General features: G+C 59.5%; 14 protein-coding genes. 8 read left to right on the forward strand and 6 right to left on the reverse strand.

Annotated features, from left to right (window positions below; translation table 11 throughout):
- Positions 1 to 404: 404 nt before the first annotated feature.
- Positions 405 to 2519 carry a UPF0149 family protein gene (locus AX760_RS20165; RefSeq protein ID WP_071834799.1) on the reverse strand — a complete coding sequence of 705 codons (2115 nt, stop codon included), beginning with the start codon at positions 2517 to 2519 and terminating at the stop codon, positions 405 to 407.
- Positions 2520 to 2717: 198 nt separating this feature from the next.
- On the opposite strand from AX760_RS20165, the gene AX760_RS20170 reads away from it, so the two are divergent.
- The 8 genes from AX760_RS20170 to AX760_RS20205 all read left to right on the forward strand — a co-directional run bounded on the left by AX760_RS20170 (position 2718) and on the right by AX760_RS20205 (position 21144).
- Positions 2718 to 4097 (forward strand): exonuclease domain-containing protein, encoded by a 1380-nt coding sequence (locus tag AX760_RS20170; RefSeq protein WP_071834800.1) that lies wholly within the window; start codon positions 2718 to 2720, stop codon positions 4095 to 4097.
- Positions 4098 to 4188: 91 nt separating this feature from the next.
- Complete coding sequence (locus AX760_RS20175; protein WP_071834801.1) at positions 4189 to 5067, forward strand: BrxR family helix-turn-helix transcriptional regulator; 879 nt, start codon at positions 4189 to 4191, stop codon at positions 5065 to 5067.
- Between the two features lie 7 nt (positions 5068 to 5074).
- Positions 5075 to 10231 (forward strand): DEAD/DEAH box helicase, encoded by a 5157-nt coding sequence (locus AX760_RS20180; RefSeq protein WP_071834802.1) that lies wholly within the window; start codon positions 5075 to 5077, stop codon positions 10229 to 10231.
- 4 nt (positions 10232 to 10235) lie between these two features.
- Positions 10236 to 13001: a DEAD/DEAH box helicase gene (locus tag AX760_RS20185; RefSeq protein WP_071834803.1), complete on the forward strand. Its 2766-nt coding sequence runs from the start codon at positions 10236 to 10238 to the stop codon at positions 12999 to 13001.
- 2 nt (positions 13002 to 13003) lie between these two features.
- Entirely contained in the window at positions 13004 to 16945 is a 3942-nt protein-coding gene (locus AX760_RS20190; RefSeq protein WP_083531261.1) for an Eco57I restriction-modification methylase domain-containing protein, read from the forward strand.
- Positions 16946 to 16948: 3 nt separating this feature from the next.
- Entirely contained in the window at positions 16949 to 18070 is a 1122-nt protein-coding gene (locus tag AX760_RS20195; protein WP_071834805.1) for an ImmA/IrrE family metallo-endopeptidase, read from the forward strand.
- Positions 18071 to 18245: 175 nt separating this feature from the next.
- Positions 18246 to 18875: an HNH endonuclease gene (locus AX760_RS20200; protein WP_245295069.1), complete on the forward strand. Its 630-nt coding sequence runs from the start codon at positions 18246 to 18248 to the stop codon at positions 18873 to 18875.
- Between the two features lie 10 nt (positions 18876 to 18885).
- Positions 18886 to 21144 (forward strand): GmrSD restriction endonuclease domain-containing protein, encoded by a 2259-nt coding sequence (locus AX760_RS20205; protein ID WP_083531262.1) that lies wholly within the window; start codon positions 18886 to 18888, stop codon positions 21142 to 21144.
- 248 nt (positions 21145 to 21392) lie between these two features.
- Here AX760_RS20205 and AX760_RS20210 read toward each other — a convergent pair whose 3' ends face one another.
- The 5 genes from AX760_RS20210 to AX760_RS27490 form a co-directional block, all read right to left on the reverse strand.
- Entirely contained in the window at positions 21393 to 21593 is a 201-nt protein-coding gene (locus AX760_RS20210; protein WP_071834808.1) for a hypothetical protein, read from the reverse strand.
- A gap of 242 nt (positions 21594 to 21835) precedes the next feature.
- Positions 21836 to 22087: a hypothetical protein gene (locus AX760_RS20220; protein WP_071834810.1), complete on the reverse strand. Its 252-nt coding sequence runs from the start codon at positions 22085 to 22087 to the stop codon at positions 21836 to 21838.
- A complete protein-coding gene (locus AX760_RS20225; RefSeq protein ID WP_071834811.1) occupies positions 22087 to 22761 on the reverse strand; it encodes a YcbK family protein in 675 nt (224 codons plus the stop codon). The genes AX760_RS20220 and AX760_RS20225 overlap by 1 nt, the downstream gene beginning before the upstream one ends.
- 76 nt (positions 22762 to 22837) lie before the next feature.
- Complete coding sequence (locus AX760_RS20230) at positions 22838 to 23146, reverse strand: hypothetical protein (RefSeq protein WP_071834812.1); 309 nt, start codon at positions 23144 to 23146, stop codon at positions 22838 to 22840.
- A 12-nt stretch (positions 23147 to 23158) separates the two neighbouring features.
- The coding region (locus tag AX760_RS27490) for a hypothetical protein (protein WP_210187383.1) at positions 23159 to 24711 on the reverse strand (1553 nt) is incomplete at its 5' end.

The raw sequence follows: 24711 nt of genomic DNA on the forward strand, positions 1-24711 counted from the left end.
CATGAGACCCCCGCTCGGGCTACGCCCTCCCGGACGTCTCATGCGTGCGCCACAAGTGGCCTGGTTTTGCTCCGCCGCCTGGCCGGATTTTACTCCGGCGTTGACACCAAAGTCGCCAAACGGTCACCCAAATGATTTGTGATTTCAAATGCTTGTCGTCTAACCTATTGAAATAGAACGATTAGTGAAATTTTGGGTCCATAGGCTCATAACCTGAAGGTCGTTGGTTCAAATCCAACTCCCGCAACCAAATTACTGAAATAAAACAAACCCTTACCCTGTGGTATCTTTATACCACAGGGCGTTTTGCGTTTTACATCAACGCCACATCAACACCGGCACCGAAAAACGGCATTCGACCGCACTCGGGGGCATTCGCCGACATTGGGCGGCATTCGCGGGCATCAAGCGCTGGTGTTTTGAGCGTGGCGCGCGGCAATCCACTGGCTCAGTAACTTTATGTCAGACGCGCTGAAGCCCGTGGCCATGGCGTCTGAGACCCGTTCGATCATCAACCGATCATCAGGAGCCTTCGATTTCGCAGGCCAGGACGATATGAACTGGCCGCAGGCATAGCTGAAGCCTGTCGCCCAGTCGCGCATGGCCAGCTTGCTTGGCTTCGACATGGCGGCAGCAAACTGCGCCGGGTCGTTGGCCTGATCGACACACGCGTTCGCGCGCATCATGATGAGGTCGGCGAAGCGTTGGATCGTACCCGGTTCAAGGGCTGCCATCGCGCTGCCGAGGATCTCTGGCAACCACCGGTTCGGCGCGATCAGTTTCGGTGCAAGGGTAATTGACATCAGGAAGCCGTCTATCCAGTCCACTGTCACGGCAGAGCCTTTGACGAGGCGGGCCAATTCCCCCTTGCGTTCGGGCTCGGGTTCTTCTGCCTGATCCACGAACTCTTTGAGCGTGGCGTTCTGATTGACGTCCGGGTCGTCGAAAATCCAGGCTTCAATGGTCTGATCGTGGACATCGGCCATGACCGGTATCTTCTTCAGATCCCGACCTTCCAGCAGCGCCATGGCTGTGGCGGTAAAGCTTGGCGCATCCGAGTGACCGGCGGCCGCAAGAACATCTGCCCCCCGCCCAACCAGACGTGCCCAGAAGTCGCGCCGCGTTTCAAGCCACTTCCAGAGTGCCGTTTCAAGCGTACGCGGGCTGCGCTTGCCCTCTAGCACTTCATGCGCATGGTCGCTCTCCTCGAACCAGCTTCGCACGATTGCGTGGCGATTCCACCAGTCTTCGCTGGCATTGATCAGTTTGCCGCGCGCCTGTGTGGAAAGGCCGCCGATGCGTTCCGCGGCAGGCAAGGCAGCGATCAGAGCTTCTGTTGTCACGGCTTCCGGCCGCAGTTGTGAGAACCCGCACAACTCTACCATTTCGATGAGGCCCGGGACGGGCGGCAGATCGGCGGCAAGACCATCGGCCAGCGCGTGTGACAAGGTGCGTTCAAGCCAAGTGACCGGGACTTTCACCACGCCGGTCTCATCGGTGATGCGTTGAATCAGAGCTTTTTGTTCACGCGCCGAGCTGCACGGGATCGCATAGGCGTCCTTGATGCCGTAACCCTGTTTCAGCAGGAGCATTGCCGTTTTGCGGCTACCGCCGGATTGCAGCGCGATCATTATGCTCTGCGCGCCGCCGCCGTCGGGCAGCGTAGCGATGACGCTGTGGATGGTCCACGGCTTGACTGGTGTGCCGGTGGCAGTTCCCGATCGCATGGCAGCCTTCAGGGCCTGATCTACCGCAGCACGTGCGTCGTCATCGGGCATCCAGCTGCGCAGCATCACCATCTTGCCGGTCACGTCGGACGATAGCCCACCCGCAGAAGCCCGATCCGCGAGGGCTTTGGCGGCTGCGAGGCGGATTTCTGCTGCGGGATCAAGCAGCCAGAAACACGCCAGCCTGGTGTGGACAGGTTCGGGCCGTTCCACCGACCATGCGATGACATGCACGCGCATCTCGGCTGGCATCGCGGGAAACGTCTCGGTCAGCGCAGCGTGCAGCACTAGTGCATCACCGTCGGACTGCTCGATCAGATTGCGGAACAGGTTGTCCAAAATCTCATTTGCTTCGGCGCGGTCGTTCAGCGCTGGGGCGCTGTTCGCGGCATCGATGTCATCTGCGGTGAGTTCCAGCGCCTCTGGCGCTTTCAGCCCGTTCTGTGCCCAAGCGCGCGCAATCACCAGCCGATGGAACGACCTCAGCCGCCCTTGACCGGCAGCCAGTTCGACAGCATCCCCGATGGCCACCAGAAACGCCTCGCCCCGCTTCTTGCGGTTCTCCTGCGCCATGCGCGCCGCATCCAATACCGAACCCAGCATCTCTGTGAGCGGTTCAAGCTCCGGCGCGTCCTCGTCTGTCGCACAAAGGCGCGCGATCAGTTGCCCGCCCAGCGCGGGCCGGTGAAGCAGGGCAAAGCTTGCGCGATTAAGGATCTCGCGGCGGCCGTCGAAGTCATCGTGAAGCCGGGCGAGTTCCGCCAGTGTTGTTTCAAGCTGTCCCTGTGCCAAGCTGCCCCATCCTCTGAATCGCGCTCTTCCGTTCCTGAACACCCTATTCGCCCATCCCGGCATTGTCACCGACCTGAAACACGACTGCTATGATTGCCCTTTCTCCACTCGGCTACCCGTGCGCAGGCGAACAAATATTATGATCTTCACGCAAAATATCGCTGCTGACGCGGGTTGGACCGCAAGCTATGCTTGTCCATGACCTTCGCATTCTACGATCTCGAGACCACCGGCCTTTCGCCTGCCTTCGATCAGCCCCTGCAATTCGCCGCCATTCTGACGGATGTCGAGTTCAGGGAGATCGAGCGGGTCAATCTGCGTTGCCGGATCGCGCCGCATATCATCCCTTCGCCTTGGGCTTTGGCGGTAACCGGCGTGCGCCCCACGCAGTTGATGGACCGCACCCTGCCGACGCTCTTCGAGTTTACGCAAGAGATCGGTGCGTTGATTGATCGCTGGTCACCTGCGATCTGGACCGGGTTCAACAGCATCCGGTTTGACGAGGAGATGCTGCGCCAAGCCTTCTACCAGAACCTACAGCCGGACATCTTCGCCACTCAGTTCAACGGCAATACGCGTTTTGATCTGCTGACGGCCCTCTACGGCGTCTGGCATCGCCAACCCGATATCTTCGACTGGCCCGTCGATGAAACCGGGCGCGTGCGCTTCAAGCTTGATCTTATCGCGCCGCTGAATGGTTTTGCTGCACACAACGCGCATGACGCGCTCGGCGATGTCGAGGCGACCATCCACATCGCCCGCCAGATCGCCCAGCGCGCCCCGGCGCTTTGGGCAGAGTTGCTGGCCAATCGCGACAAGGCTCACGTGCAGGCACGGATTGAGGCGTTCCAGCCCATGGCGCTGGTCGAACGCTTCGGCGGTGGATCGCCGCGCGCAACGATCGGCTGCTTTTGCGGCTATTCGGCCAGCAACCCGAACCTGGCGGCATTCTTTGACCTAGAGGCGGGCGATCCTGCCGATTTCCTGACCGCCGATGATGCAGCGCTCTTCGCGGCCGTGGACGCCACGCCGAAGATGATCCGTTCCTTGTCGGTCAACAAGACGCCCGCGCTCCTCTCTCTCCCGACACCCACTGAACTGCAGTTGCGCCGTGCAGAGGTCATCGCCAATGCGTCGGAGTTCCGCGCGCGTGTCGCGCAGGCACTGGCTGCGCGGTTTCCCGAGGATCCTGCAGCCCCGGCGCCTCTGGTCGAAAAGCAGATATTCGGTGGCTTCTACAGTCATGCCGACAAAGCCCTGCTCGCGGATTTCCAGAGCGCGGACTGGCGGCAACGGCAGGACATCGTGGCGGCGCTCAGTGATTCCCGCCTGCGCCAGCTCGGCCACCGCCTGATGGCGTTTCATGCGCCGCAGCTCCTATCCCCCGAAGATCGGGCCCAATTCGAGGATTGGCTAAACGAGCGCTGGTCCGCGCCAGATGCGCCGGAGACAGAGTGGATGACCGCAGATAAGGCCCGGCGCGCCCTTGATGAAATACGTGGCAGCGACGGGCTGGATCATGCACTGATCGGCGAGATCGAAGTCTACCTTCAAAGCTTTGATATAAAAGCGAGCTAGCGTTCATCAACCGTTCCCCACTTGAATCATTTTATTGCGAGGGACTACTTTTTAGGTCTATATTCGCTGAAAGTGATCGGAAAGGAACTGCGTGCCGCACAAACACGTCAAACAGCTGAACTGGGGCGCGGAACGGCGCAACGCGTTCATCGAGTTTCGGGTGTTCTGGCATGGACGAATCAACCGCTCAGACCTGATGGAAACATTTGGCATTTCCCTTCAGCAGGCCTCGCTCGACCTGAGTGGCTATTCGGACAAGTGGAAGCGTAACCTCGTCTATGACAAGAGCCAGCGTGCCTATGTCCGCGGCAAGAATTTCACGCCGCATTTCAGCACGCCCAGCGCCGAAGATTATTTCGCCCAGTTGCGTGCCGTCGATCAGGGTCTGGTCTCACGTGAGCAGAGCTGGATCGGCGCGTTTCCCGGTTATGGTGCGACGCCAACCCCTGCACGCGGTGTTGCGCCAGAGACCCTGCGGGACGTGCTGGCCGCAATCCATGAACCCGCAGCCCTTCAAGTGAACTATCAGTCGATGTCACGACCAGAGCCCAGCGCGCGCTGGATCGAGCCGCATGCGCTGGCCTTCGACGGCTTTCGCTGGCATGCGCGCGCCTTTTGCCAGAACGACCAGGTGTTCAAGGATTTCCTGCTCTCGCGGATAGTCGAAATTGGCAAGCGGGGACCGGTCACCTCCGATCCACAGCAAGATGACGCTTGGCACAGCGAAGCGGTGCTTGAGATCGGGCCGCACCCTGACCTCTCGCCGACTCAGCGTCGTGCGATCGAGATGGATTACGGAATGGAAGAGGGCAGGGCGAAAATTCCCGTTCGTCGCGCACTTCTTTTCTATGCGTTAAAACGCCTCGGACTCGACACGGATCCGGCTGCGCGGCAACCGCAGGATCAGCAGATTTTGCTTTTGAACCGCTACGACATATTAGGCCCGATTGAACCTGCGGGGGAGAAGTAGATTTTCCATGAAAGCCTTTGAATTCGATCATAATCTCATCGACTCCTATGCACGTTTTTCGCGATCTTTCAGTAGCGTCAGAGCAGATGACATCGCGGGTGAGATCAATCGCCAATTTGATGAGGGGCGCTTCTGGCCAAATGCTCTTCTGTCTCTGAACCCCAGATTTCTCTCTGGCCCCACGGTTGACGACCTCGTGGCGTCTGGGGATCTGGACGAGGCAACCGGAAAGATTTTCCGGATCGGCGCCACGCCCATCAAATTTCACCGTCACCAAGCGCAGTCCATCGCCAAGGCACGCGCGGGCCAGAGTTTTGTTGTGACGACGGGAACGGGTTCAGGGAAATCCCTGTGTTTCTTTGTTCCTGTGGTCGATGCCATCGTACGCTCACGCAAGGCTGGGCGGCCGCGCAAGACACGCGCCATCATCGTCTACCCAATGAACGCGTTGGCAAACAGCCAGATCAAGGAAATCGAGAAGTTCATTTCCCAATCCGGGCTTCCAGAAGACTTGAAACCAGTGGTGCGGCGCTACACCGGTCAGGAGAGCCAGGAGGAGCGTCAACGGATTGCCGACAACCCACCCGACATCCTTCTCACAAACTTCATGATGGCTGAACTGCTGCTGACGCGTCAGGATGCGCTCGACACCAAGGTCATCGACAATGCCAGCGGTCTCGAGTTCATCGTGCTCGACGAGCTGCATACTTATCGCGGCCGCCAAGGTGCCGATGTGGCTATCCTAGTTAGACGCATCCGGAACCGCTGCGCGCCGATCAAAGCGCCGATTTGTATTGGCACCTCGGCCACTATGGCCAGTGAAGGCTCAGAAGCGGGTCGCGCCGCAGCCGTGGCCAATGTCGCAGCCCGCCTGTTCGGGGCATCAATCGGCGCTGACGCTGTGATCGACGAGTCCCTTCAGCGTGCGACGGATGACCGCCTGAAGCTCGAAGATATACAACCGCAGCTGGCGGCGGCCCTTGGCAACGACCTACCCAAGGAATTGACGGATGAGGCGCTGCGACGGCATCCCCTCGCTGTCTGGGCTGAGCTTGCGATCGGACTCGAAGATGGCCAGGAACTCAAGCGCAAGAAGCCCGTCCCGTTCGACGAAGCAGTAGAGATGCTTTCGCGGGATAGTGGCCTCGACAAGGAAACATGCCGACGTGGTTTCGAGCGATTTCTGACCCGCGTCAGCCTGCCGGAGACCGAGCGTGGTGGAGCTGGCTCGGGCGCGTTCCTCGCATTCAAGCTGCATCGCTTCATTTCCGGTGCCGGAGAGATTTTCACGACGTTGACCAGTCGCCCAAGGCGGGTCCTGTTCGAGGGCCAGCTGGAAGATCCCGATGCACCCGGCCATCGCCTTTATCCGACCCGGTTCTGCAGGGAATGCGGCCATGAAGTCCATGTCGTCACCAAGACCGAAGACGCCGATGGACTTCGCTTCCTGCCCAGAAACATTGACGACACGCCCATCGCAGACCCGGATGGAGATATTGCCGGCTACCTGACGCCAATTGGCGAGGGTGACCCAGACTTCGTTTTCACTGGCGACCCCGAAAGCTACCCGGAAGACTGGCGGGAAGAGCGAAACGGCATTGAACGTCTCCGCTCCAACCGTAAGGGACGATTGCCTGAGCAGGTGACTGTGCGGCCTGATGGGCGATACGGTTCAGACGGAACGCGTTTCTGGTTTATTCCTGGCAAATTCGGATTTTGCCCGTGCTGCCTTTACCAACCGAGCCCCGGCGCGCGGGAACGCAGCAAACTCGCGGGCCTTTCAGGCGAAGGCCGAAGCTCGGCAACTACACACCTCGTTTCAACCGCCCTTGAGTGGATGAACGGAGAAAGCAGTGGTGTTCCGGTAGAAAAGCGAAAGCTGCTTGGTTTTACCGACAACCGCCAGGACGCTGCCCTGCAGGCAGGGCACTTCAACGACTACCTGTTTGTCAGCCTGCTGCGAGGCGCCATCCTTCGTGCCGTACTCGATGCTGGCGAGGATGGCATGGCCGAAGACGAGTTTGGACTGCGTGTTGTGAAGGCGCTTGGCTTTATAGCCACCAACAAAGATGCCCGAACCCATTGGATGCTTGATCCGGAAGCCGGAGCGGTGGTTCGAGAGGATTCTCAGCGATCACTGGCCAAAGTCCTGGCCCACCGGGTCTGGACTGACCTCAGACGGGGATGGCGCTACACCAACCCCAGTCTGTCAGTCCTCAAGTTGATTGATGTCGACTTCGTCGGTCTGGATGATATTTCGGAAGACAGGGAAAGCCTGATGGCCATCCTTCCTGACCTCGGAAACCTTGACGCTTCCGCCTGCAAGAAATTGCTCAAGGAAATCCTTGGCGCGATGCTTGAAGGTTTGGCGGTCAGCACAGAGGCCCTTGACCTGACCGTTCTCGATACCGTTGGACAGAAGTCGCGGAACCTACTGAGGACACCTTGGGCCATCGATCAGAATGAAACGCCTCGGAGTAGGTCAACCCTGTTCTTGCAGGCTCCTGGGAAAGATCGTGTTGGGCTTCGGGAAGAGCAGACCATTATCCGTGCGGGGCACAACTCTCGGATCGGCCGGGCGATAAATCGCAAGAGCGTGATCGGAACGAAGCTCAACAAAGCCGACTACCTTGCCGTCATAACCGGCCTTCTTGAGTTGATGGCGCGAGAGGGACTGGTTTCGCTTGTCGAGATCGAGTCGGATTTGCTTGGATGGCGGTTGTCGCCGTCGGCTGTTCGTTTGGTGCCAGGAGAGGCAGTCCGTGTCGGGACGGCGCAGGGTAACCGATATTTCCACGATCTTTACTACGCCATAGCGACTGATCTGAAGAAGGGCCGAAGCACATATTGGGGGTTGGAAGGTCGCGAGCATACCGCTCAGGTTTCGCAAAGGCAGCGCGAGTGGCGCGAGTGGCGTTTCCGTTTTGAGGATGACGACCGCGCGAAGCTCAAAGAGAACGCCGCAGAGATCAAAGCATCTGGAGAGTCCGATCAGTTCTTGCCAGCATTGTTCTGTTCTCCGACTATGGAGCTTGGCGTCGACATTTCCGCGTTGAATGCCGTCTATCTGCGTAACGTACCGCCGACCCCAGCCAACTATGCGCAACGCGCAGGTCGTGCTGGTCGGTCTGGGCAGGCAGCGGTCATCGTCACCTATTGCGCCGCACAGTCGCCGCACGATCAGTATTTCTTCGAGCGTCGTAATGACATGGTGGCTGGCGTTGTTCGGCCCCCCGCGCTCGACATCACCAATGAGGAATTGGTTCGGTCACACTTGCATGCTGTTTGGCTGGCTGAGGCCAAGCTGGCTCTATCGCCGGACATTCCCGAAATCCTCGATCTGAAGCAGTCGAAATACCCACTCAAACAGGACGTTATCGACGTCATCAGCAAGCCAAGCCTGGTGACAGCAGCGCGTGTGCCGATGACGCAAGTGTTGGACCAGATCCTTGCATCAATGGATGGCAAGAAACCCGTGTGGATGGGCGATGCAGATGATTTCATTCTTGAGGTCGCCATGCGTGCACCGCAAGAGTTTGACCGTGCGTTTGACCGCTGGCGTGAACTTTACAATTCAGCTCGGACTCAGTTGATGGAGGCGAATAGCCGTTCCGAGATCACTGGCATTTCTGGTGCCGACCGGCGGAAGATCAAAGCCGCTCAGATGCAGGCAAGTGACCAGATAGCTATTCTCGAACAAGGCAAGGCCACAAACGGATCCGACTTCTATTCGTATCGTTACCTGGCAACTGAGGGCTTTCTGCCGGGGTACAACTTCCCGCGGCTTCCGCTCTATGCGTTTGTTCCCGGCGAAGGAAAGAGCGGTTCCTTCTTGCAGCGTGCCCGGTTCCTGGCAATCTCGGAATTCGGTCCGCGTAGCCTGATCTATCATGAGGGTCGGGCCTACCGGGTGATGAAGGCCAAGCTGCCGCCTGAAGCCCGCACCGGTGACGGCACCGAGCTCAACACAAACGACATCTTCATCTGCTCCAATTGTGGGGCTTGTCACGATGCAGAAGTCGAGCGCTGCCATGCATGCAACGCTCCAATGGCTGGTGAGGTCCCGGTTCAGCGAACCCTCCGGATCGATAATGTCGAGGCAGCGCCCACCGACCGGATCACCGCGAATGATGAAGAGCGCGTTCGCCAAGGATTTGATATCCAAACGGTTTTCTCATGGCCGAAGAAAGTCACCGAGGCTGATTTCCGTTGCGGCGAAACATCGATCCTCGCCCTCCAATATGCCAACAGCGCTGAGATCAGCCGGATCAACAAGGGCTTGAAACGGCGCAAGAACCAGACTGTCTTTGGCTTCAACATCGACCCTCGAAGCGGATACTGGGCGAAGTCGGACGACGAGGATCCAGATGTCGATGTGCCGCCGGATGTCGCACGGCCTGTCCGCATCGTGCCAATCGTGCGAGACCGCAAGAATGCGCTTCTGCTTCGCTTCCGCGAACCAGACGCATACGCCCCCAAAACAATCGCGACCGTCCAACATGCGCTATTGCGCGGAATTGCGGTCACTTTTCAGCTTGAAGAGGGCGAGATCCTTGGGGAACCGCTGCCCGCCCGAGACAACCGGCGCTCAATCCTAGCCTATGAAGCGACGGAAGGCGGCGCTGGTGTTCTGAACCGCTTGGTCGAAGACGCCCATGCTTTGGGCAAAGTGGCGCGGGAAGCTTTGTCCATCATGCATTTTGACAACGTCGACCAAGCGATCGCGGCGGGCGATGCGAAGTTACTGGTGGATCGAGACGGTGATGCTTGTGTCCGTGGCTGCTATCGTTGTCTTCTTTCCTACTTCAACCAGCCGGATCACGAGCTGATTGACCGCACCAGCGATGAAGCGAAACAGATGCTGATCGATCTTGCGCGGGGTGAGGTCATACTAGCCGCGAAACCGCTCCGCTCGGCGAGTGCCGAAGGATGGGATCCCGCCTTCAAGGATGCCGGGATACCGGCCCCGAATGGTGCTTCCGTCAGCTTTGCAGATCAGGAGATGAGCTTTGTGTGGCGCAACCATTTTGTTGCCGCTTGCACCGAAACTCTGTCTGAGGCCGCGCGCGAAATCGCTGACAGTAAGGGCTGGACGCTTTTTGAATTGCCCGAGACTTGCGCGGCCGGAGTGCCCGAAGCGCTGATTATGATGTTCAAGGATTGATCTAATGACAGTGACTTTTGCTCCCGGAGATCTTGTACGCGCTCGTGGGCGAGAATGGGTGGCATTGCCGTCCCCGCGCGAGGGGATTCTGGCGCTGCGCCCCCTGTCAGGGAGCGAGAACGACACGGTCATTCTTGACCCAGCGCTCGAAACTCTCCCGGTCTCCGCAGCACGCTTCGACATGCCTTCTGATGCTGCGCCAACCGTGCAATCCAAAGCAGCGCTCTTGGCAGATGCCCTTCGCCTCACCCTTCGACGAGGAGCGGGACCCTTCCGCTCGGCTGCGCAACTTGCTTTCGAGCCTAGAACCTATCAGCTCGTCCCACTGCTGATGGCGCTTCGTCTGCAGGTCCCCCGCCTTCTGATCGCCGATGATGTCGGGATCGGGAAGACGATTGAAGCAGGCCTGATCCTTCGAGAACTTATGGACCGGGGCGAAGTCGACGGTTTCTCAGTGCTTTGCCCACCGCACCTCGTCGAGCAATGGGTCGGGGAGTTGAAGCACCGCTTCGGGATCGACGCGGTCGCCGTGACATCAGGTAGCGCCGCGAGGCTTGAACGCGGTCTGCCGTTGGCGCAGACGCTATTCGATGCCTACCCCTATACCGTCGTAAGCCTTGACTACATCAAGGCCGAAAAGCGCCGCGAAGGATTTGCTCGCGCCTGCCCAGACTTCGTGATTGTTGACGAGGCCCATGCCTGTGTCGGCACCCACAAGGGAAAACAGCAGCGCTTTGAATTGCTTGCCGGGCTTGCCCGCGATCCAGAGCGGCGGCTGATCCTTCTCACCGCGACGCCCCATTCAGGGGACGAAGACGCTTTTGGTCGACTTCTTTCTCTGATCGAGCCGTCGTTCGGCGCGATGAATTTTGAGGATGCGCGCTATCGTGAACGTCTCGCGCGACATTTCGTTCAGCGCCAGCGCATCGATCTTGTTTCGGGAGCGTGGGACGAGAACCGCGCCTTCCCTAAACACGAAACAACCGAGTCTGCATACCGCTTGTCGCAGACGCACCTCGATTTCCAAGAGGCAGTGCTTGATTATTGCTTCGGTGTCGTCTCGCGCGCAGGTTCAGGACAGCGGGAACAACGTCTTGCCTTCTGGGGTACACTGGCCTTGATGCGGTGTGTTGGCTCATCGCCAGCTGCCGCGCTCAGCGCCCTGCGCAACCGCATGTCAAAAGAGAGCGATCGGCTTGAGCCCCAGATCTACGACGAAGACTCTGACGACGAAGACGCTGTGGATATCGAACCAGGGACCGGATTTGAGACCGATCCAGCACTCTTGGCGCTGATAAGGCAAGTGGAAGAACTGGTCCACGAGGCTGATCCCAAGCTCAAGGCACTGATTGATGCCTTGAACCCGTTGATCAAGAAGGGCGCGAACCCTGTCGTCTTCTGCCGGTATCTGGCCACGGCCGAACATGTTCGCAACGGCCTGCGCAAAGCATTTCCCAAGGTGGTCGTTGAAGCTGTGACCGGCGTTCTGACACCCGACGAGCGCCGCGATCGCGTGGCCGACATGGCGGCGGCCGACGATCAAAAGGAAAATCAGCGCATTTTGGTGGCTACTGACTGCTTGTCAGAAGGGATCAACCTTCAGCAGCTTTTCGACACCGTCATTCATTACGATCTGTCCTGGAACCCGACCAGGCATCAGCAGCGCGAGGGTCGGGTCGACCGCTTCGGTCAGCCGGCCGAGCTGGTCCGCTCAATCATGATGTTCTCACCCGACAGCGCAATCGACGGTGCCGTGCTCGAGGTGATCCTCCGCAAGGCCGAAGAAATCCGCAAGGCAACTGGTGTGACGGTGCCACTTCCCGACAATCGAGGGCCGGTGACGGATGCGCTTATGGCGTCAATGATGTTGCGCCGTGGTGGAACGCGTCAGTTGGCGCTCGACCTGCGCCTTGATGATGGCACCAAGGCCATGGACGCGCGCTGGCGGGATGCATCAGAAAATGAGAAAAAATCACGTGCTCGCTTTGCGCAGAATGCCATGAAGCCGCAGGAAGTGGCTCCAGAGTGGGAAAAGGTCCGCACCCTGCTGGGATCGCCCGACGATGCAAAGGTATTCGTTGAGAGGGCGATGTCACGTTTCGGCGTACCGCTCGAGCCGCGCAAGACCCTGTTGATTGCCCATGTCCACGCGCTGGAATCGGGTCTGAAGGAACGCCTCGCTCAACGGAAGCTGACCGGCTCGGTTCGCCTCGCTATGAACGAACCAGCACCGTCAGGCACAGCGTTGGTCACCAGAACACATCCGCTGACAGCCACACTGGCAGAGGCGCTGGTCGAAGCCTCCCTCGATCCGGAAACTCTCTCCGGCTTGGGGATAGGTCGGGTTGGTGCTTGGCCAACCACTGCCGTCCAGCAGGTAACCCGCGTCGCGCTCCTTCGCATTCGGTTCAAGTTGACGGTCCATGGAAGGAAAGAACGCCTGCTTCTTGCCGAGGAAGCAGCTCTTGTCGCGATGCAGGGCGGCGAAATCGTCGCAAGCAGCGAGGCCGCCCGCGTGCTGTTGAACACGCCCGCAGCCGCTGACCTGGCATCAACGGCCCGGGACCGGTTCGTCGTTAAAGCCAAGGAGGATCTGCCCTTCCAGCTCGACGGCCCATTGGCCGTGTTCGTCAGAACCCGTGCCGAAGAGCTCATGCAGGACCATGCCCGCCTGCGCGCGGCCGCCGGTTCGGCCTCGCGCGTCACTGTTGAGGCAGTTCTGCCACCCGACGTGATTGGTCTCTTCGTCCTGATCCCGAGCGAGGTCTGATCGTGGCACGCAAACCAATCATCGACATGTCGGCCTGGCCCTCGCTCAGCCTCGAAGGCAACCTGATCGCTCCTGCAATGGTCGCGGCTGCAGATCGTCGCGAAGCTTCAGAACAAACGGAGGCCGACTACCGCATCCGCAAGGGCCTGACGATCCGCGAGGAAATCTCGACTGCTTTCCGTGTCGGCCAGTCCCATTTCGACACCTTCGCCAAGATCGCAAACCCTTCGGCCGATGCAACCCGTCGCTACATCAAAGCTTTCCTGCAAGAAACCTTCGGCTTCGACGATCTCGACCCCGTCGATGGCGCTCTATCCTTTATCGCGGGAGATAGGGTGCCGATCGTTGTCGTGCCACCATCGGACGAAAAACTCGACCGGCGCAGCGCGACCCTCTCAACCGATCGTACGCGCTCGCCCGCCTTCGCACTTCAGGACCACCTGAACGAGCATGACGAGACGCTTTGGGGCCTCGTCACCAATGGCACGCTGATCCGCCTGATGCGTGACAACGCCTCATTGACCCGACCAGCTTATATCGAGGCCGACCTCTCCCAGATATTCATTAACGAAGACGCCGCTTCTTTCGCCGTTCTGTGGCTCCTGATCCACCGCACCCGCTTCGGTGTCGCGGGCGCTCCGGCCACCGACTGCGCGCTGGAACGCTGGCGCGACGCCGGGTCCAAGGAAGGCGAAGTCGCCCGCGACCGCTTGGCCGTCCAGGTCCAGCTCGCGCTCAAACTTCTCGGCTCCGGTTTCCTTGAGGCCAATCCCGACCTTGCCGCCAAGCTGAAATCGGGTGACGTCAACCTGACCGAGTGGTTTAACGAACTCCTCCGCCTCGTCTACCGCCTGATCTTCCTGATGGTGGCCGAGGATCGAAACCTTCTGCACCCCGAAAAGGCCAAGTCCGACGCCCGCAAGCTCTATGCCGAGGGCTACAGCCTCGCCACCTTGCGTGCCCAGTGTTACCGCGCCGCCTCGTGGGACAAGCACCACGACCGCTACGAAGGCGTCAAGATCGTCTTCCGTGCCCTCGCGCAGGGGCAAGAGGCGCTGGCCCTTCCGGCCCTCGGGGGGCTTTTCTCAACCGATAAGCTTCCCCATCTGGAAACCGCCCGCCTGCGCAACCGTGCGTTTATGGAGGCGCTCTACCGCCTTTCCTGGCTCGACCACAAGGCCGGCATGGTCCCCGTCAACTGGCGCGCGATGGAGACGGAAGAGCTGGGCTCGGTCTACGAATCCCTGCTCGAACTGCAACCGCAGCTGGGCGATGACGGAAAATCGCTGGTCTTCGCGTCCGAGGCGGCCGAGCAGAAGGGCAACCAGCGCAAGACCACCGGCTCTTACTACACGCCCGACAGCCTGGTTCAGGCGCTGCTCGACACCGCACTTGACCCCGTGCTCGACAAGACCGAGGCCGAGGCGGACGATCCCGCCAAGGCGCTGCTGAAACTGTCGGTCATCGACCCTGCCTGTGGCTCGGGCCACTTCCTGCTGGCCGCTGCCCGCCGTATCGCCACACGGCTGGCCCGCATCCGTGCCGATGGTACGCCCGCGCTTGCCGATTTCCGACATGCACTGCGCGATGTCGCGCGGTCCTGCCTGCACGGGGTGGACCGCAACCCGATGGCGGTGGAACTGACCAAGGTCGCGCTGTGGATCGAGACGGTGGACCCCGGCCTTCCCCTCGGTTTCTTCGACGCGCAAATCCGCTGCGGCGATGCGCTGCTGGGGGTGTACGACCTGAAGGTGCTGCAGGGGGGTATCCCCGATGCCGCCTACAAGCCGCTGACGGGTGACGACAAGGATACCGCAAAGTACTACCTGCAGGCCAACCGCGCCGCGACCTCGGGGCAAGGCGGGTTCGATTTCGGCACGGGGCAAGTCGCCATGCCCGAGATGAAGCCGCTGGCGCTGGATTTCTCGGGCTTCCGCGACCTGCCCGAGGATACCGTGGAGCAGATCGGGGCCAAAGCCGCGCGGTTCAAGGAATTGCGCAAGGGGCATGCCTTTGTGCGGGCAACGGCGGCGGCCAACCTTTATGTCGCGGCCTTCCTGCTGCCCAAGGTGGGTGGCGCACCGGCGGGGGCATCCGCCCGCACGGTGCCGACGACCGAGGAGCTGTGGATGGCCCTTAATCAGGGCAAGATCCGTCAGGCGATGCTGGACGCGCCCAAGGCCGCCCGCCGCGCCCGCGCCTTTCACTGGCCGCTGGAGTTTCCCGATGTGATGCAGCGCGGCGGGTTTGATGTCGTGCTGGGGAACCCGCCGTGGGAGCGGATCAAGCTGCAGGAGCAGGAGTTCTTTGCCGCCCGCAGCCCGGAGATTGCCAAAGCTGCAAACAAGGCCGCGCGTGAGAGGATGATCAAGGTCCTGTCGCGAGCGAACGAAGGATCATTGGAAAGGGCACTCTTTGACGAATTTGCAACGGAACGACGGAATTTGGACGCAGCAGCTCAATTTGCCAAAGCACCAAGTGAAGATGGTGGTCGTTTCCCTTTAACTGGGCAAGGTTATGTCAACACATACGCTCTTTTTTCGGAACTCGCGCTACAACTGCGGCATAAGAGTGGGTTCTTCGGTTTTGTGCTGCCGTCTGGGATACTTACTGATGCTCAACTCTCTGGGTTCTGCAGCTATGTTCTGAATGAAGAGATTTTCCGCGGTGCATTAACTTTCAGTAATGCTTCTTACTATTTTCCGTCAACTACAACTGAGATGTTTACACTTTACACGGTGGGGAGTTCGATGAGCCTTCCACGACTTGCATCCTTCATTGAGCATGTAGGTGATGCAAATAATCCAATTCGCAGCATGCTCGTAGAAATTGATTTTATCAGAAAGTTTAATGAGAATACTTTGGCTATGCCACTATTCAGAACTGAGGTGGAAGCGGGGATCGCCAAGAAATTATACGATACAACAAAGGCATTCGTTGGGGAGAAGGTAAACTCAACCCACAACGCTTGGGGTGCTTCTTTCCCCCGCTATTTTGACATGGCTAGTGATAGTAATCTCTTCTCAGAATCGTCTAATGGGGAAATGGTTCATAGAAACTCTACGTTGGGTGATATTACGTTGATCTCAAGTAGTGGATACCAATACCTGCCGCTCTATGAGGGCAAAATGATGGCCCAATTCGACCATCGCCATGGTAATTTTAACGGATTGAGTGAAAGACCAGGCCGGGGCGGAACGATTCCAAACCCGACGTCAGTAAGCAAATCGGACCCACTGTTCGAGGTGGCTTCTTGGTATTTTGTCGCTGAAGAACAAGTGACTGCTAAAGCTAATCAGTATGGCTGGTCACGTGAATGGGTTTTTGTATGGCGTTTTGGGACGAAGCCTTCCAATGAACGAACATTAATTGCAACTGTTCTTCCACGTTGTGCGACACCACACGTTCTACCGTCTATTGCTTTCGATTGTGAGCATTTCAAGGATGCGACCTGTGGCTTAGTTGCAAACATCAATTCCTTGTTGGTTGACTTCATTTGCAGAATGAAGATGTCAAGACAGGGATTAGATGCGTTTATAGTAAAGCAACTACCCATCCTCCCACCCGACTTCTACACTGGAGCCCGCCTCGCCTTCATCACTCCGAAGGTGCTGGAACTCACCTACACCTCACACAGCCTCGCCCCCTTTGCCCGTGATCTGGGCCATGACGGCCCGCCCTTCACCTGGGACGAGGACCGCCGCGCCCTCCTGCGCGCCGATCTTGACGCCTTCTACGCCCGCGCCTACGGCCTGACCCGCGACGAGCTGCGCTACATCCTCGACCCCGCCGACGTAAAAGGCCCCGACTACCCCTCGGAAACCTTCCGCGTGCTTAAAAACAAGGAAGTGGCAAAACACGGCGAATACCGCACCCGCCGCCTCGTCCTCGCCGCCTGGGACCGTATGGAAGCGAACGGCGAATTTGCGGCGATGGGGATGTAGGGGATGGGCGTCGTTGATCCAATCAAATACGCGCAATTCAAGCCGCTGTTTTGCGCATGTGTTCGGGAAATCTATCGTCCCGAAGATGATTGGTTAAGTGATACGGCCATCAAGATAGAACTCTTGGGATCGGACGGGCTTCCGGATAGCCCGGATGATTTTTTTATGCCCTACATCGATCTTTTCCTTCATGAAATTGGATATGGTCTCATCGACCCGTTTGTAAGTGTCTCTTCCGCGCCGGGCATGTTCAAACAACCGGACGTCCTATTTACCCAACCGGATCTGTTTGAAGGCCAGCCTCAGACTAATGACGCTACGGAACGAGCGTTGATCGACCAACTGATCGCAGCGACGAAACTCTATGCTAGCGGCGAAGCGATCAAGGAGCTGTTTGCCTTCACGATCCGACTGCGAGAGTTTGCCCCGTTCAACGCAATGCTTCTGCATATCCAAAAGCCGGGCCTGACCCACGCGGCAACAGCACAGGACTGGCACAAACGGTTCGGGCGGGTCCCGAAAAAGGGCACCCGGCCACTGTTGGTTTTGCGCACCAAGGGGCCGGTCGATTTCGTCTTCGACATCCTCGATACCGAGGGGCGCGATGTTCCAGTCGACGCCTTCGCCTTCCCGACCTTCGGCAACCTAACCGACAACCGCTTCACCGAGTTCATGCGAGCGGTGAAGAAGGAGCGGATCGATGTGGTCGCCCTTGACGCCGGGGATGGCCAAGCGGGCTGGATCCGGCTGCTGGCGGTATCAAAGGCCAAGACCGGCAAGAACCTTTATCAGCTCGCCTACAACCGCAATCATGATCCGGCGACACGGTTTGTGACGGTAGCGCACGAGCTGGCGCATCTCTATTTGGGGCACCTCGGGCTTGATGCCGGTCGTCGGGTGCCGGATCGGCGCGATACGCCGCATGCGTTGATGGAAGTCGAAGCAGAGATGGCCGCCTATCTGGTCGCAATGCGCAATGGGCTGAAACCCAGAAGCGAGAGCTATTTGGCCAACTACAAGGGCGCGTTCGGGGATTTGAACCTGTATGCGGTGACCCGGGCTGCGAATGCCATAGAAACGGCTATGGGAATTGCCGCCCAGAAGCTGTGGAACGCAAAGGCGTGACAGCATGATCGAGGCGCCTCAATCTTTCGTCGTCCGTGAGGAGTGTGAGAAAGCCGCTTGGCAGAACGGCTTCCGACGTCCCTTTGGCGGTCCACCCGGATGGGCGAGTTTCGCCTCGACAACTGTGCCGGGTTCCATTCACCTCGGTGCCGCTGGCCCGCAAGGGCCTTGGTACATGGCGCTCGACCATGATGGCGTAATCGCAGAGCTGAGCTTGCCTGTCGCGCCGATTGCTGGCCCCGGCCTTTCTTGCCACGTATTCGACCAATTGGGCGATCTCTATGCGGTCCTTGCCCGGGTCTATCAGCTTTCCGCCAGCCTGCCGGACGCGCCTCTGCGCAGCTTTACCGCCAAGGTCCGTGACCTGCCCCAAACGACCGAAGCCGAGCAGATGGTCGTCCAGCGCATCGGCCAGGATATCTTTCGCGAGGGGCTCATGGAATATTGGCAGGGCCGCTGCCCGCTGACGGGCATCACCGATCCGGCGCTGCTGCGCGCGTCGCATATCGTGCCATGGAAGGCCTGCAGCTGCGACGCCCAGCGCCTTGATGTGCATAACGGCCTGTTGCTTTCGGCGCTTTGGGATGCCGCGTTCGACCGGGGTCTTGTTACCTTCGCTGACGCCGGACACCCGGAGTTTTCTTCGGCCTTGAGTGAAGCTGCCCGTGTTGAACTACGCTGGCAGGCCTCGCTGTCGCTGACGCCGCGCCAGCGGGAAAATCTGGTTTGGCACCGTACACATATCTTCAACGGTTCTGCGTCGCGAGCTGCGAGTCAGAACCATTCAAACAATTCCGACCAATAAGGTGCCGCCCATGACAATCTTCACGACGACCAGCTATCCCGTAGGCGCCCTGATCGCCGATATTGACCTTGGCAAGGTTGGCCTTCCCGATCTTCAACGCCCGTTCGTTTGGAAAAACGTCAAGGTTCGCAACCTGTTTGACTCGCTCTACAAGGGGTATCCGGCTGGTTTTCTTTTATTTTGGGATACGGGGGCAGAAGGAGGGCTGAGGGGGATTGGAACGAAAAACACCAAGGCGGTCCCGAAGCTTGCGATCGTCGATGGACAGCAGCGGCTGACCTCCCTGTACGCCGTAGTGAAGGGCGAAGAGGTAACTCGCGCGAATTTCAAGAAAGAGCGCATCCGCATAGCTTTCAATCCGTTAACTGAGCGTTTCGCGGTTTGGGATGCCGCTATCGTGAAAGACAAATCCTACATTCCCGATATCTCGGAGCTTTGGCGTCCCGAAGCCAATGTCTTCTCGATTGCCAGCGATTTCCTCGAACATCTGTCTTCCGTGCGTGAGGTATCGGACGGGGACAAGAAGAAGATCCAGAATGCAATTGGCAAGTTGCATGGACTGACCAACCAGTATTCTTTCACTGCCCTCACGCTATCTGCGACGGTTGATGGTGCAACGGTTGCGGATGTGTTCGTGCGCATCAACGGCGAAGGGAAGCAGCTTAATCAATCTGACTTCATCATGACGCTGATGTCGGTCCATTGGGACGAAGGCCGTACAGAGCTTGAAGCTTTCGCGAACGCGGCGACCAAGCCACATGACGGCCAAGCATCCCCGTTCAACCATTTCATCAAGCCCGCGCCTGATCAAATGCTCAGGGCAACCATTGGCCTGGCGCTCAAGCGCGCAAGGCTCGAAAACGTCTACAATGCGTTGCGTGGGCGGGATGCCAAAACAGGCATCGACAACCCGGAGAAGCGCGACGAGCAGTTCCAGAAGATGCAATCGGGGCAGGCAGCTGCTCTGAACCTCGCAAACTGGCACCACTTTCTCAGCGCTCTGACGCTGGCCGGGTATCGTGGCGAGAAGATGATCAGCTCTGAGACCGCGATCATCTACAGCTATGTGCTCTATCTGGTCGGAATGGTGGACTACGGTATCGACAAGAAATCGATGCGGCAGGCCATCGCCGAGTTCTTCTTCATGGCAGCCTTGACTGGCCGCTATACCAACTCCCCAGAAACCCGTTTCGAGTCGGATCTGGCCCTTTTGCGGGATCTTCCAGATGGCGCAGCTTATCTCGCAAAGCTGCGGGAAATTTGCTCAACCACGCTCACGCCGGACTACTGGAGCATAACGCTGCCAAGCCAGCTGGCTACGTCGGCGTCGCAGAGCCCGTCGCTTTTTGCCTACAATGCCTCGCTGATCAAGCTCGATGCAGATGCGCTCTACAGCCCGGTAAAGATCGCCAGCCTTGTGGATCCTGCGATAAAAGGAACCAAGGTTGCGCTGGAAAGGCATCACTTGTTTCCGCGCGCCTACTTGGAAGGACAAGGGATCCAAGAACTGAAGAAAATCAACCAAATCGCGAACTTCGCTTCGATTGAGTGGCCCGAGAACATCAGTATCGGGAAACAACCCCCGTCCGCCTATGTGCCGCCTCTGGATGCGGCTCTGTCTGCCGAGAACCGAACTCAGCTCTACTTCTGGCATGCGCTACCGCATCTATGGTGGACGTTGCCCTACGAAGATTTCTTGGTGCAGCGGCGTGAGCGCATCGCCCGCGTCATTGAAGCCGCATGGAAACTTCTGACAGGGAATGCACCCAGTGCCGAAAAGACAGAAATCAGCGTGGCAGAGCTGATCAACTCCGGCGAAACCGATGCGGTGGAGTTCAAATCGACCTTGCGCGTTAACCTCCACACAAGTCAGCAGGACGATAAAATCCAGGTGTCTTCTCTGAAAACCATAGCAGGGTTTTTGAATGCCAAGGGCGGGACGTTGCTGATCGGGGTGGCCGATGATGGCGAAGTGCTTGGGCTTGAAGCTGACGGGTTTCCAGATGAAGACAAGATGGCGCTGCACTTGGTAAACCTGATCACTTCGAGGTTGGGCGACGTGTTTCGTCCGTACGTTCACCCGAGGTTCGAAGAGCAGGATGGAGTGCGCGTTCTGCTGGTGCGATGCGAACCTGGTCCGCGCGAGGCCTTCCTCAAAGACGGCCCATTTCAGCGTTTTTTCGTTCGTGGTGGCAATGCAACGGCCGAACTTCAGGGCAGTGCAATCACCGAATACGTCAAACAGCGTTTCGGGAAGGTCTCAGGCTAAATGATGGCATTCCCCATTTGCCGCAGCATCAGGCTCACGAGAAGTATCATACTAAATCTGTCGAAAGCAGCGGTCTCGCTCTCCATCGCCACTTGCGGTGAGGGTTCTTTGAAATTGTGGTCGCGCTGGGCTGCAATGCCTGGAACCTTGGCAACCGATTAGCGTCTGGCAGATGGTGTTGTGGGTTTTGGCGGAGCTGACAGTAACAGGATCCGAGGCTGGCAAGATGGCAATGGCCGCAGGTCAGATCAGCGGATGTCGAACCAGAGCATTGCGGTCTGCAGCAGGTGGTCATAGTCGCCCGACGTGGCCTCAGCCATAAAGGTGGCGATTGCGTCATCGGGCAGCTCGGCCTGCTGTGCGGCCTGGCGGCAACGGCCGAGAACGGCAAAGGCGTTGCCGTCACGGCCGGTTAGTTCGACAGCGATGTGGGGGTATTTTGGGGACATGGTTTGGTTTCCTCGCGGTAGTTAAAGCGACAACAGGCGTGACCGGCGTGCATAGTCCAGTCTGATTTCAGCGAGGTGGTCGGGGACCACGACACGCCCGCGCTTGCTCTCGGAGCACGGCGTAATCTGCGAGCCAGCCTATGATCAGAGCGCCTTCCGGCAGCTTGGCCACCTCGTCGGCCACGCGCGCTTGTTGCGGACGGCTATAGTCCACAACAGGCGGGCAGGCGCTGGGCGGGGTCTCAGAACCCACCATTGCGCAGGCGCTCAATAACATCGTCGCGGCCATGAGGGCGGCGGCTGGCGGCGTCCAGCATCTGGCGTTGGATTTCATGGGTTTTCTCCGATGTTGAATGGCGTTCGGCCAGCCGCCCAGCGCGTTCACCGGCGCGGCGTAGGTTCAGGAGGAACAATGCGATGGTGGTCGCCGCCAAAAACAAGCCCAGTGCTTTACGAGCCGGGTCGTCCGTGAGGATGGCGACGATCCAGCCCATTATCGCTGGCCCCGCTTCCAGTCGTCGATCCGGGCGTGGATGGCGACGGCGATGCCAATCAGCGCCACGGCAATGAACACCCAGCGCAGGGTGTCGAGGTAGGGCACCAGCGGCAGGATGGCGGATTGGGTTTCCGCCAGGACGTCTTGGGCCACTTCAACACCGGCCGCGCCGACGGTGGCGATGCCGGCGGCCCCGCCGCCTTTCAAGGTGCGGCTGTCGGCCAGCACCTCGCGGGCAGGAGCCAGCTCCGGCACGAAGGGCGTCGCGCGCGCCGGGAACGGTTCGCCCCAGCTGCGCGCGGGGCCAAGGTCGATGTGCATGAAGCCCGAGCGGCGATACGTACCAAAGCCCAGAAAGCCGACGGCGCGGGCGGCCTCGGCGAATGCGACCGGATCGTGGTTCGACATCGCGATATCAAACGCAGTGCCCAGCATGTGCTTGGAGGCCGGGGCCCCGCCCACCGCGCGGTTATGGCTGGGGCTGCGATAGCCCGAGCGGACGATCAGCGGTTTGCCGAGGCGGTTGCGCAGGGATTGAAGCTTGTCCATCGCCTCGGCATTGATCTTGATCGCGCCGGTGCCGCGGCAGGCGATCTCGGCCGGGGAAAAGCTGGGCCAGCGCCAGGCACTTTCAGGTACGACACGGAAATGGGCATAGGTCGTGGTCGGCATGAGTGGTCTCCAGAAATGCAAAACCCGCCTCTGGGGCGGGTCGGGTGACAGGTTTGGTGATGGGTTTGATCGTCGGTCAGTCGGCGCGGCCGCGCTGGAAGGCTTCGAACATCAGATCGCGCATGGCGCGAATGTCTGTCTCAATGCGCTCCAACCGGTCGGCGTCGCCCTTGCGATCTTCAGCGCGCTGCCGATCCACGCGGTGACGCTCGGCCATAAGTTCGCGGTCCAGTCGTGCCAGCATCGCGTCATTGGTGAACGCCCGGCGCGTGACGGCGGCCAGCAGGGCAATCGTGCCGCCAATCAGGGCAGTGATGGCGGCGGTGATGCCGTGGTCACGCAAGGCTGCGCCAACCTCCTGCAAGAGAGAGTTTTCTTCTGTCATTTTGATTGTCCTTCAGTAGTCGGTCTCGACGTAGACACCCGAGCAGTCGTAGGCGACGGCCGCCGCCGTTGCGCCGTTGTTCATGTAATTGCGCGGGCTCAAAAGCTGGCTGGCGGCGGGCATGTCGGTGGTGATGGTGAACTCGACGGCCGTGCCGCTGACTTCCTCGACCACACGGACGCCGATGTCGGATCCGTTCGGCGCGGCGGCGATATAGAGAGTGAGCACATTGGTCAGGCTGTTTACCGGGAAGCTCGCGCCCAAATCGGTTAGCGTCGGCGCGCCGGTGCCATCGTTGTGCACCAGCTGCCAGTTGGTATGGGTGCCGCGCTGGAAGCCGATGCCGATGCAGTTGACCGCAGCCGCCAATGTCAGCGTGGTAGCGAGCGCAGCAGTCGAGCCGTAAAGCCCGAAGAACCCCATGCCGGTCGCCTGCAGGGTCGTCAGAGACAGCCGGTTGACGTAGTTCAATCCGCCCAAACCATCGGCATTGCCGCGCCAGCAGACCCAGCCTGCAGATCGTTCTTCGGCCACCGCGTCGGCTGTTGCGGCACTGGTGACCCTCCAGCGCCGCATGCTGGTGGAAAGGTTGGTGGCGGCCAAAGTTGGCGTCGCAACCGTGCCGACGGCGGTACGCGGCATGCCATTGGTGTTGACGGTTGTGCTGGTTGAGGGTGCCCATGTCGCGATCCGGTTGACCCCGAAATGCGGCTGCAACGGAAAGAACCGGCCCGAGGGGCGCTGCACATCCAGCCATCCGGCCCCGGCGCGGTCGCGTGCGTAGACGGCGAGCTTGCCCGCAGGCGGCGGGTCCGGGGCGGCGGGCAGGCTGGGCATGTGCAGGGGTTCGGGCAGTTCAACCCGGCCGGAGTTGCGGTCGATCCTGATGGCGTCAAAAAAGGTCGATCCGTTCGGGCTGACCTTGAAGCTGAAGTCGTCATTGCCCAGCAACCCGATCAGCGCCCGCGCCGAAAACCCGGTCTTGAAGGCAAAGGCGGCGTCGTTTCCAGCGGCGTTCTTGTTGAATGTCGCCTCGATCCCCGCGCCTGCATTATTGAACAGCATAGCCGGGGCGTTGATCGACAGGCGGTTGTAGCTGTCAGCCGTTGCCCCGCCGAGGCCCAGCAGCTGGGCGGTCAGGTTGGCTTGCGGCATCCCGACCTGTGTCACGGCATTGGCGAAGGTGACGGTGGGCGTGTTCACCACCGTGGAGCCGCCAGCCCCTGCGGCGGCTGACCCGATGTTGACGACCGTGGTTGATCCGGATGCACCGCCGGTGCCGAGGTTCACCGTCTTGGTGACTCCGGTCGTCGTGGTCCCGGTTCCCATCCCATAGGTTGCTGTCGTGGTTGCCGTGCCAATGCTGGCCAAGGCTGCCGAAACGGTGACAGTGCCCGACGCCGTCAGGGAGCCGGAGAAGGTCTTGTTGCCGCTAAATGTGTCAACGCCGGAGTAAAAACCGGCCAGGCGGCGGAGTAAAACCAGGCCACTTGCGGCGCACGCATGAGACCTCCGGGAGGGCGTAGCCCGAGCGGGGGTCTCATGCGTGCGCGTCGATGTTCTGA

Source organism: Pararhizobium antarcticum, from assembly GCF_001885585.1.
GTDB lineage: Bacteria > Pseudomonadota > Alphaproteobacteria > Rhizobiales > Rhizobiaceae > Pararhizobium > Pararhizobium antarcticum.

Excerpts from the sequence above, each read along its gene's own strand:
- AX760_RS20205 (WP_083531262.1), top strand. The coding sequence starts at position 18,886 with ATGACAATCTTCACGACGACCAGCTATCCCGTAGGCGCCCTGATCGCC.
- AX760_RS20225 (WP_071834811.1), bottom strand. The coding sequence starts at position 22,761 with ATGCCGACCACGACCTATGCCCATTTCCGTGTCGTACCTGAAAGTGCC.
- AX760_RS20220 (WP_071834810.1), bottom strand. The coding sequence starts at position 22,087 with ATGGGCTGGATCGTCGCCATCCTCACGGACGACCCGGCTCGTAAAGCA.
- AX760_RS20170 (WP_071834800.1), top strand. The coding sequence starts at position 2,718 with ATGACCTTCGCATTCTACGATCTCGAGACCACCGGCCTTTCGCCTGCC.
- AX760_RS20195 (WP_071834805.1), top strand. The coding sequence starts at position 16,949 with ATGGGCGTCGTTGATCCAATCAAATACGCGCAATTCAAGCCGCTGTTT.
- AX760_RS20230 (WP_071834812.1), bottom strand. The coding sequence starts at position 23,146 with ATGACAGAAGAAAACTCTCTCTTGCAGGAGGTTGGCGCAGCCTTGCGT.
- AX760_RS20180 (WP_071834802.1), top strand. The coding sequence starts at position 5,075 with ATGAAAGCCTTTGAATTCGATCATAATCTCATCGACTCCTATGCACGT.
- AX760_RS20200 (WP_245295069.1), top strand. The coding sequence starts at position 18,246 with ATGGCGCTCGACCATGATGGCGTAATCGCAGAGCTGAGCTTGCCTGTC.
- AX760_RS20185 (WP_071834803.1), top strand. The coding sequence starts at position 10,236 with ATGACAGTGACTTTTGCTCCCGGAGATCTTGTACGCGCTCGTGGGCGA.
- AX760_RS20210 (WP_071834808.1), bottom strand. The coding sequence starts at position 21,593 with ATGTCCCCAAAATACCCCCACATCGCTGTCGAACTAACCGGCCGTGAC.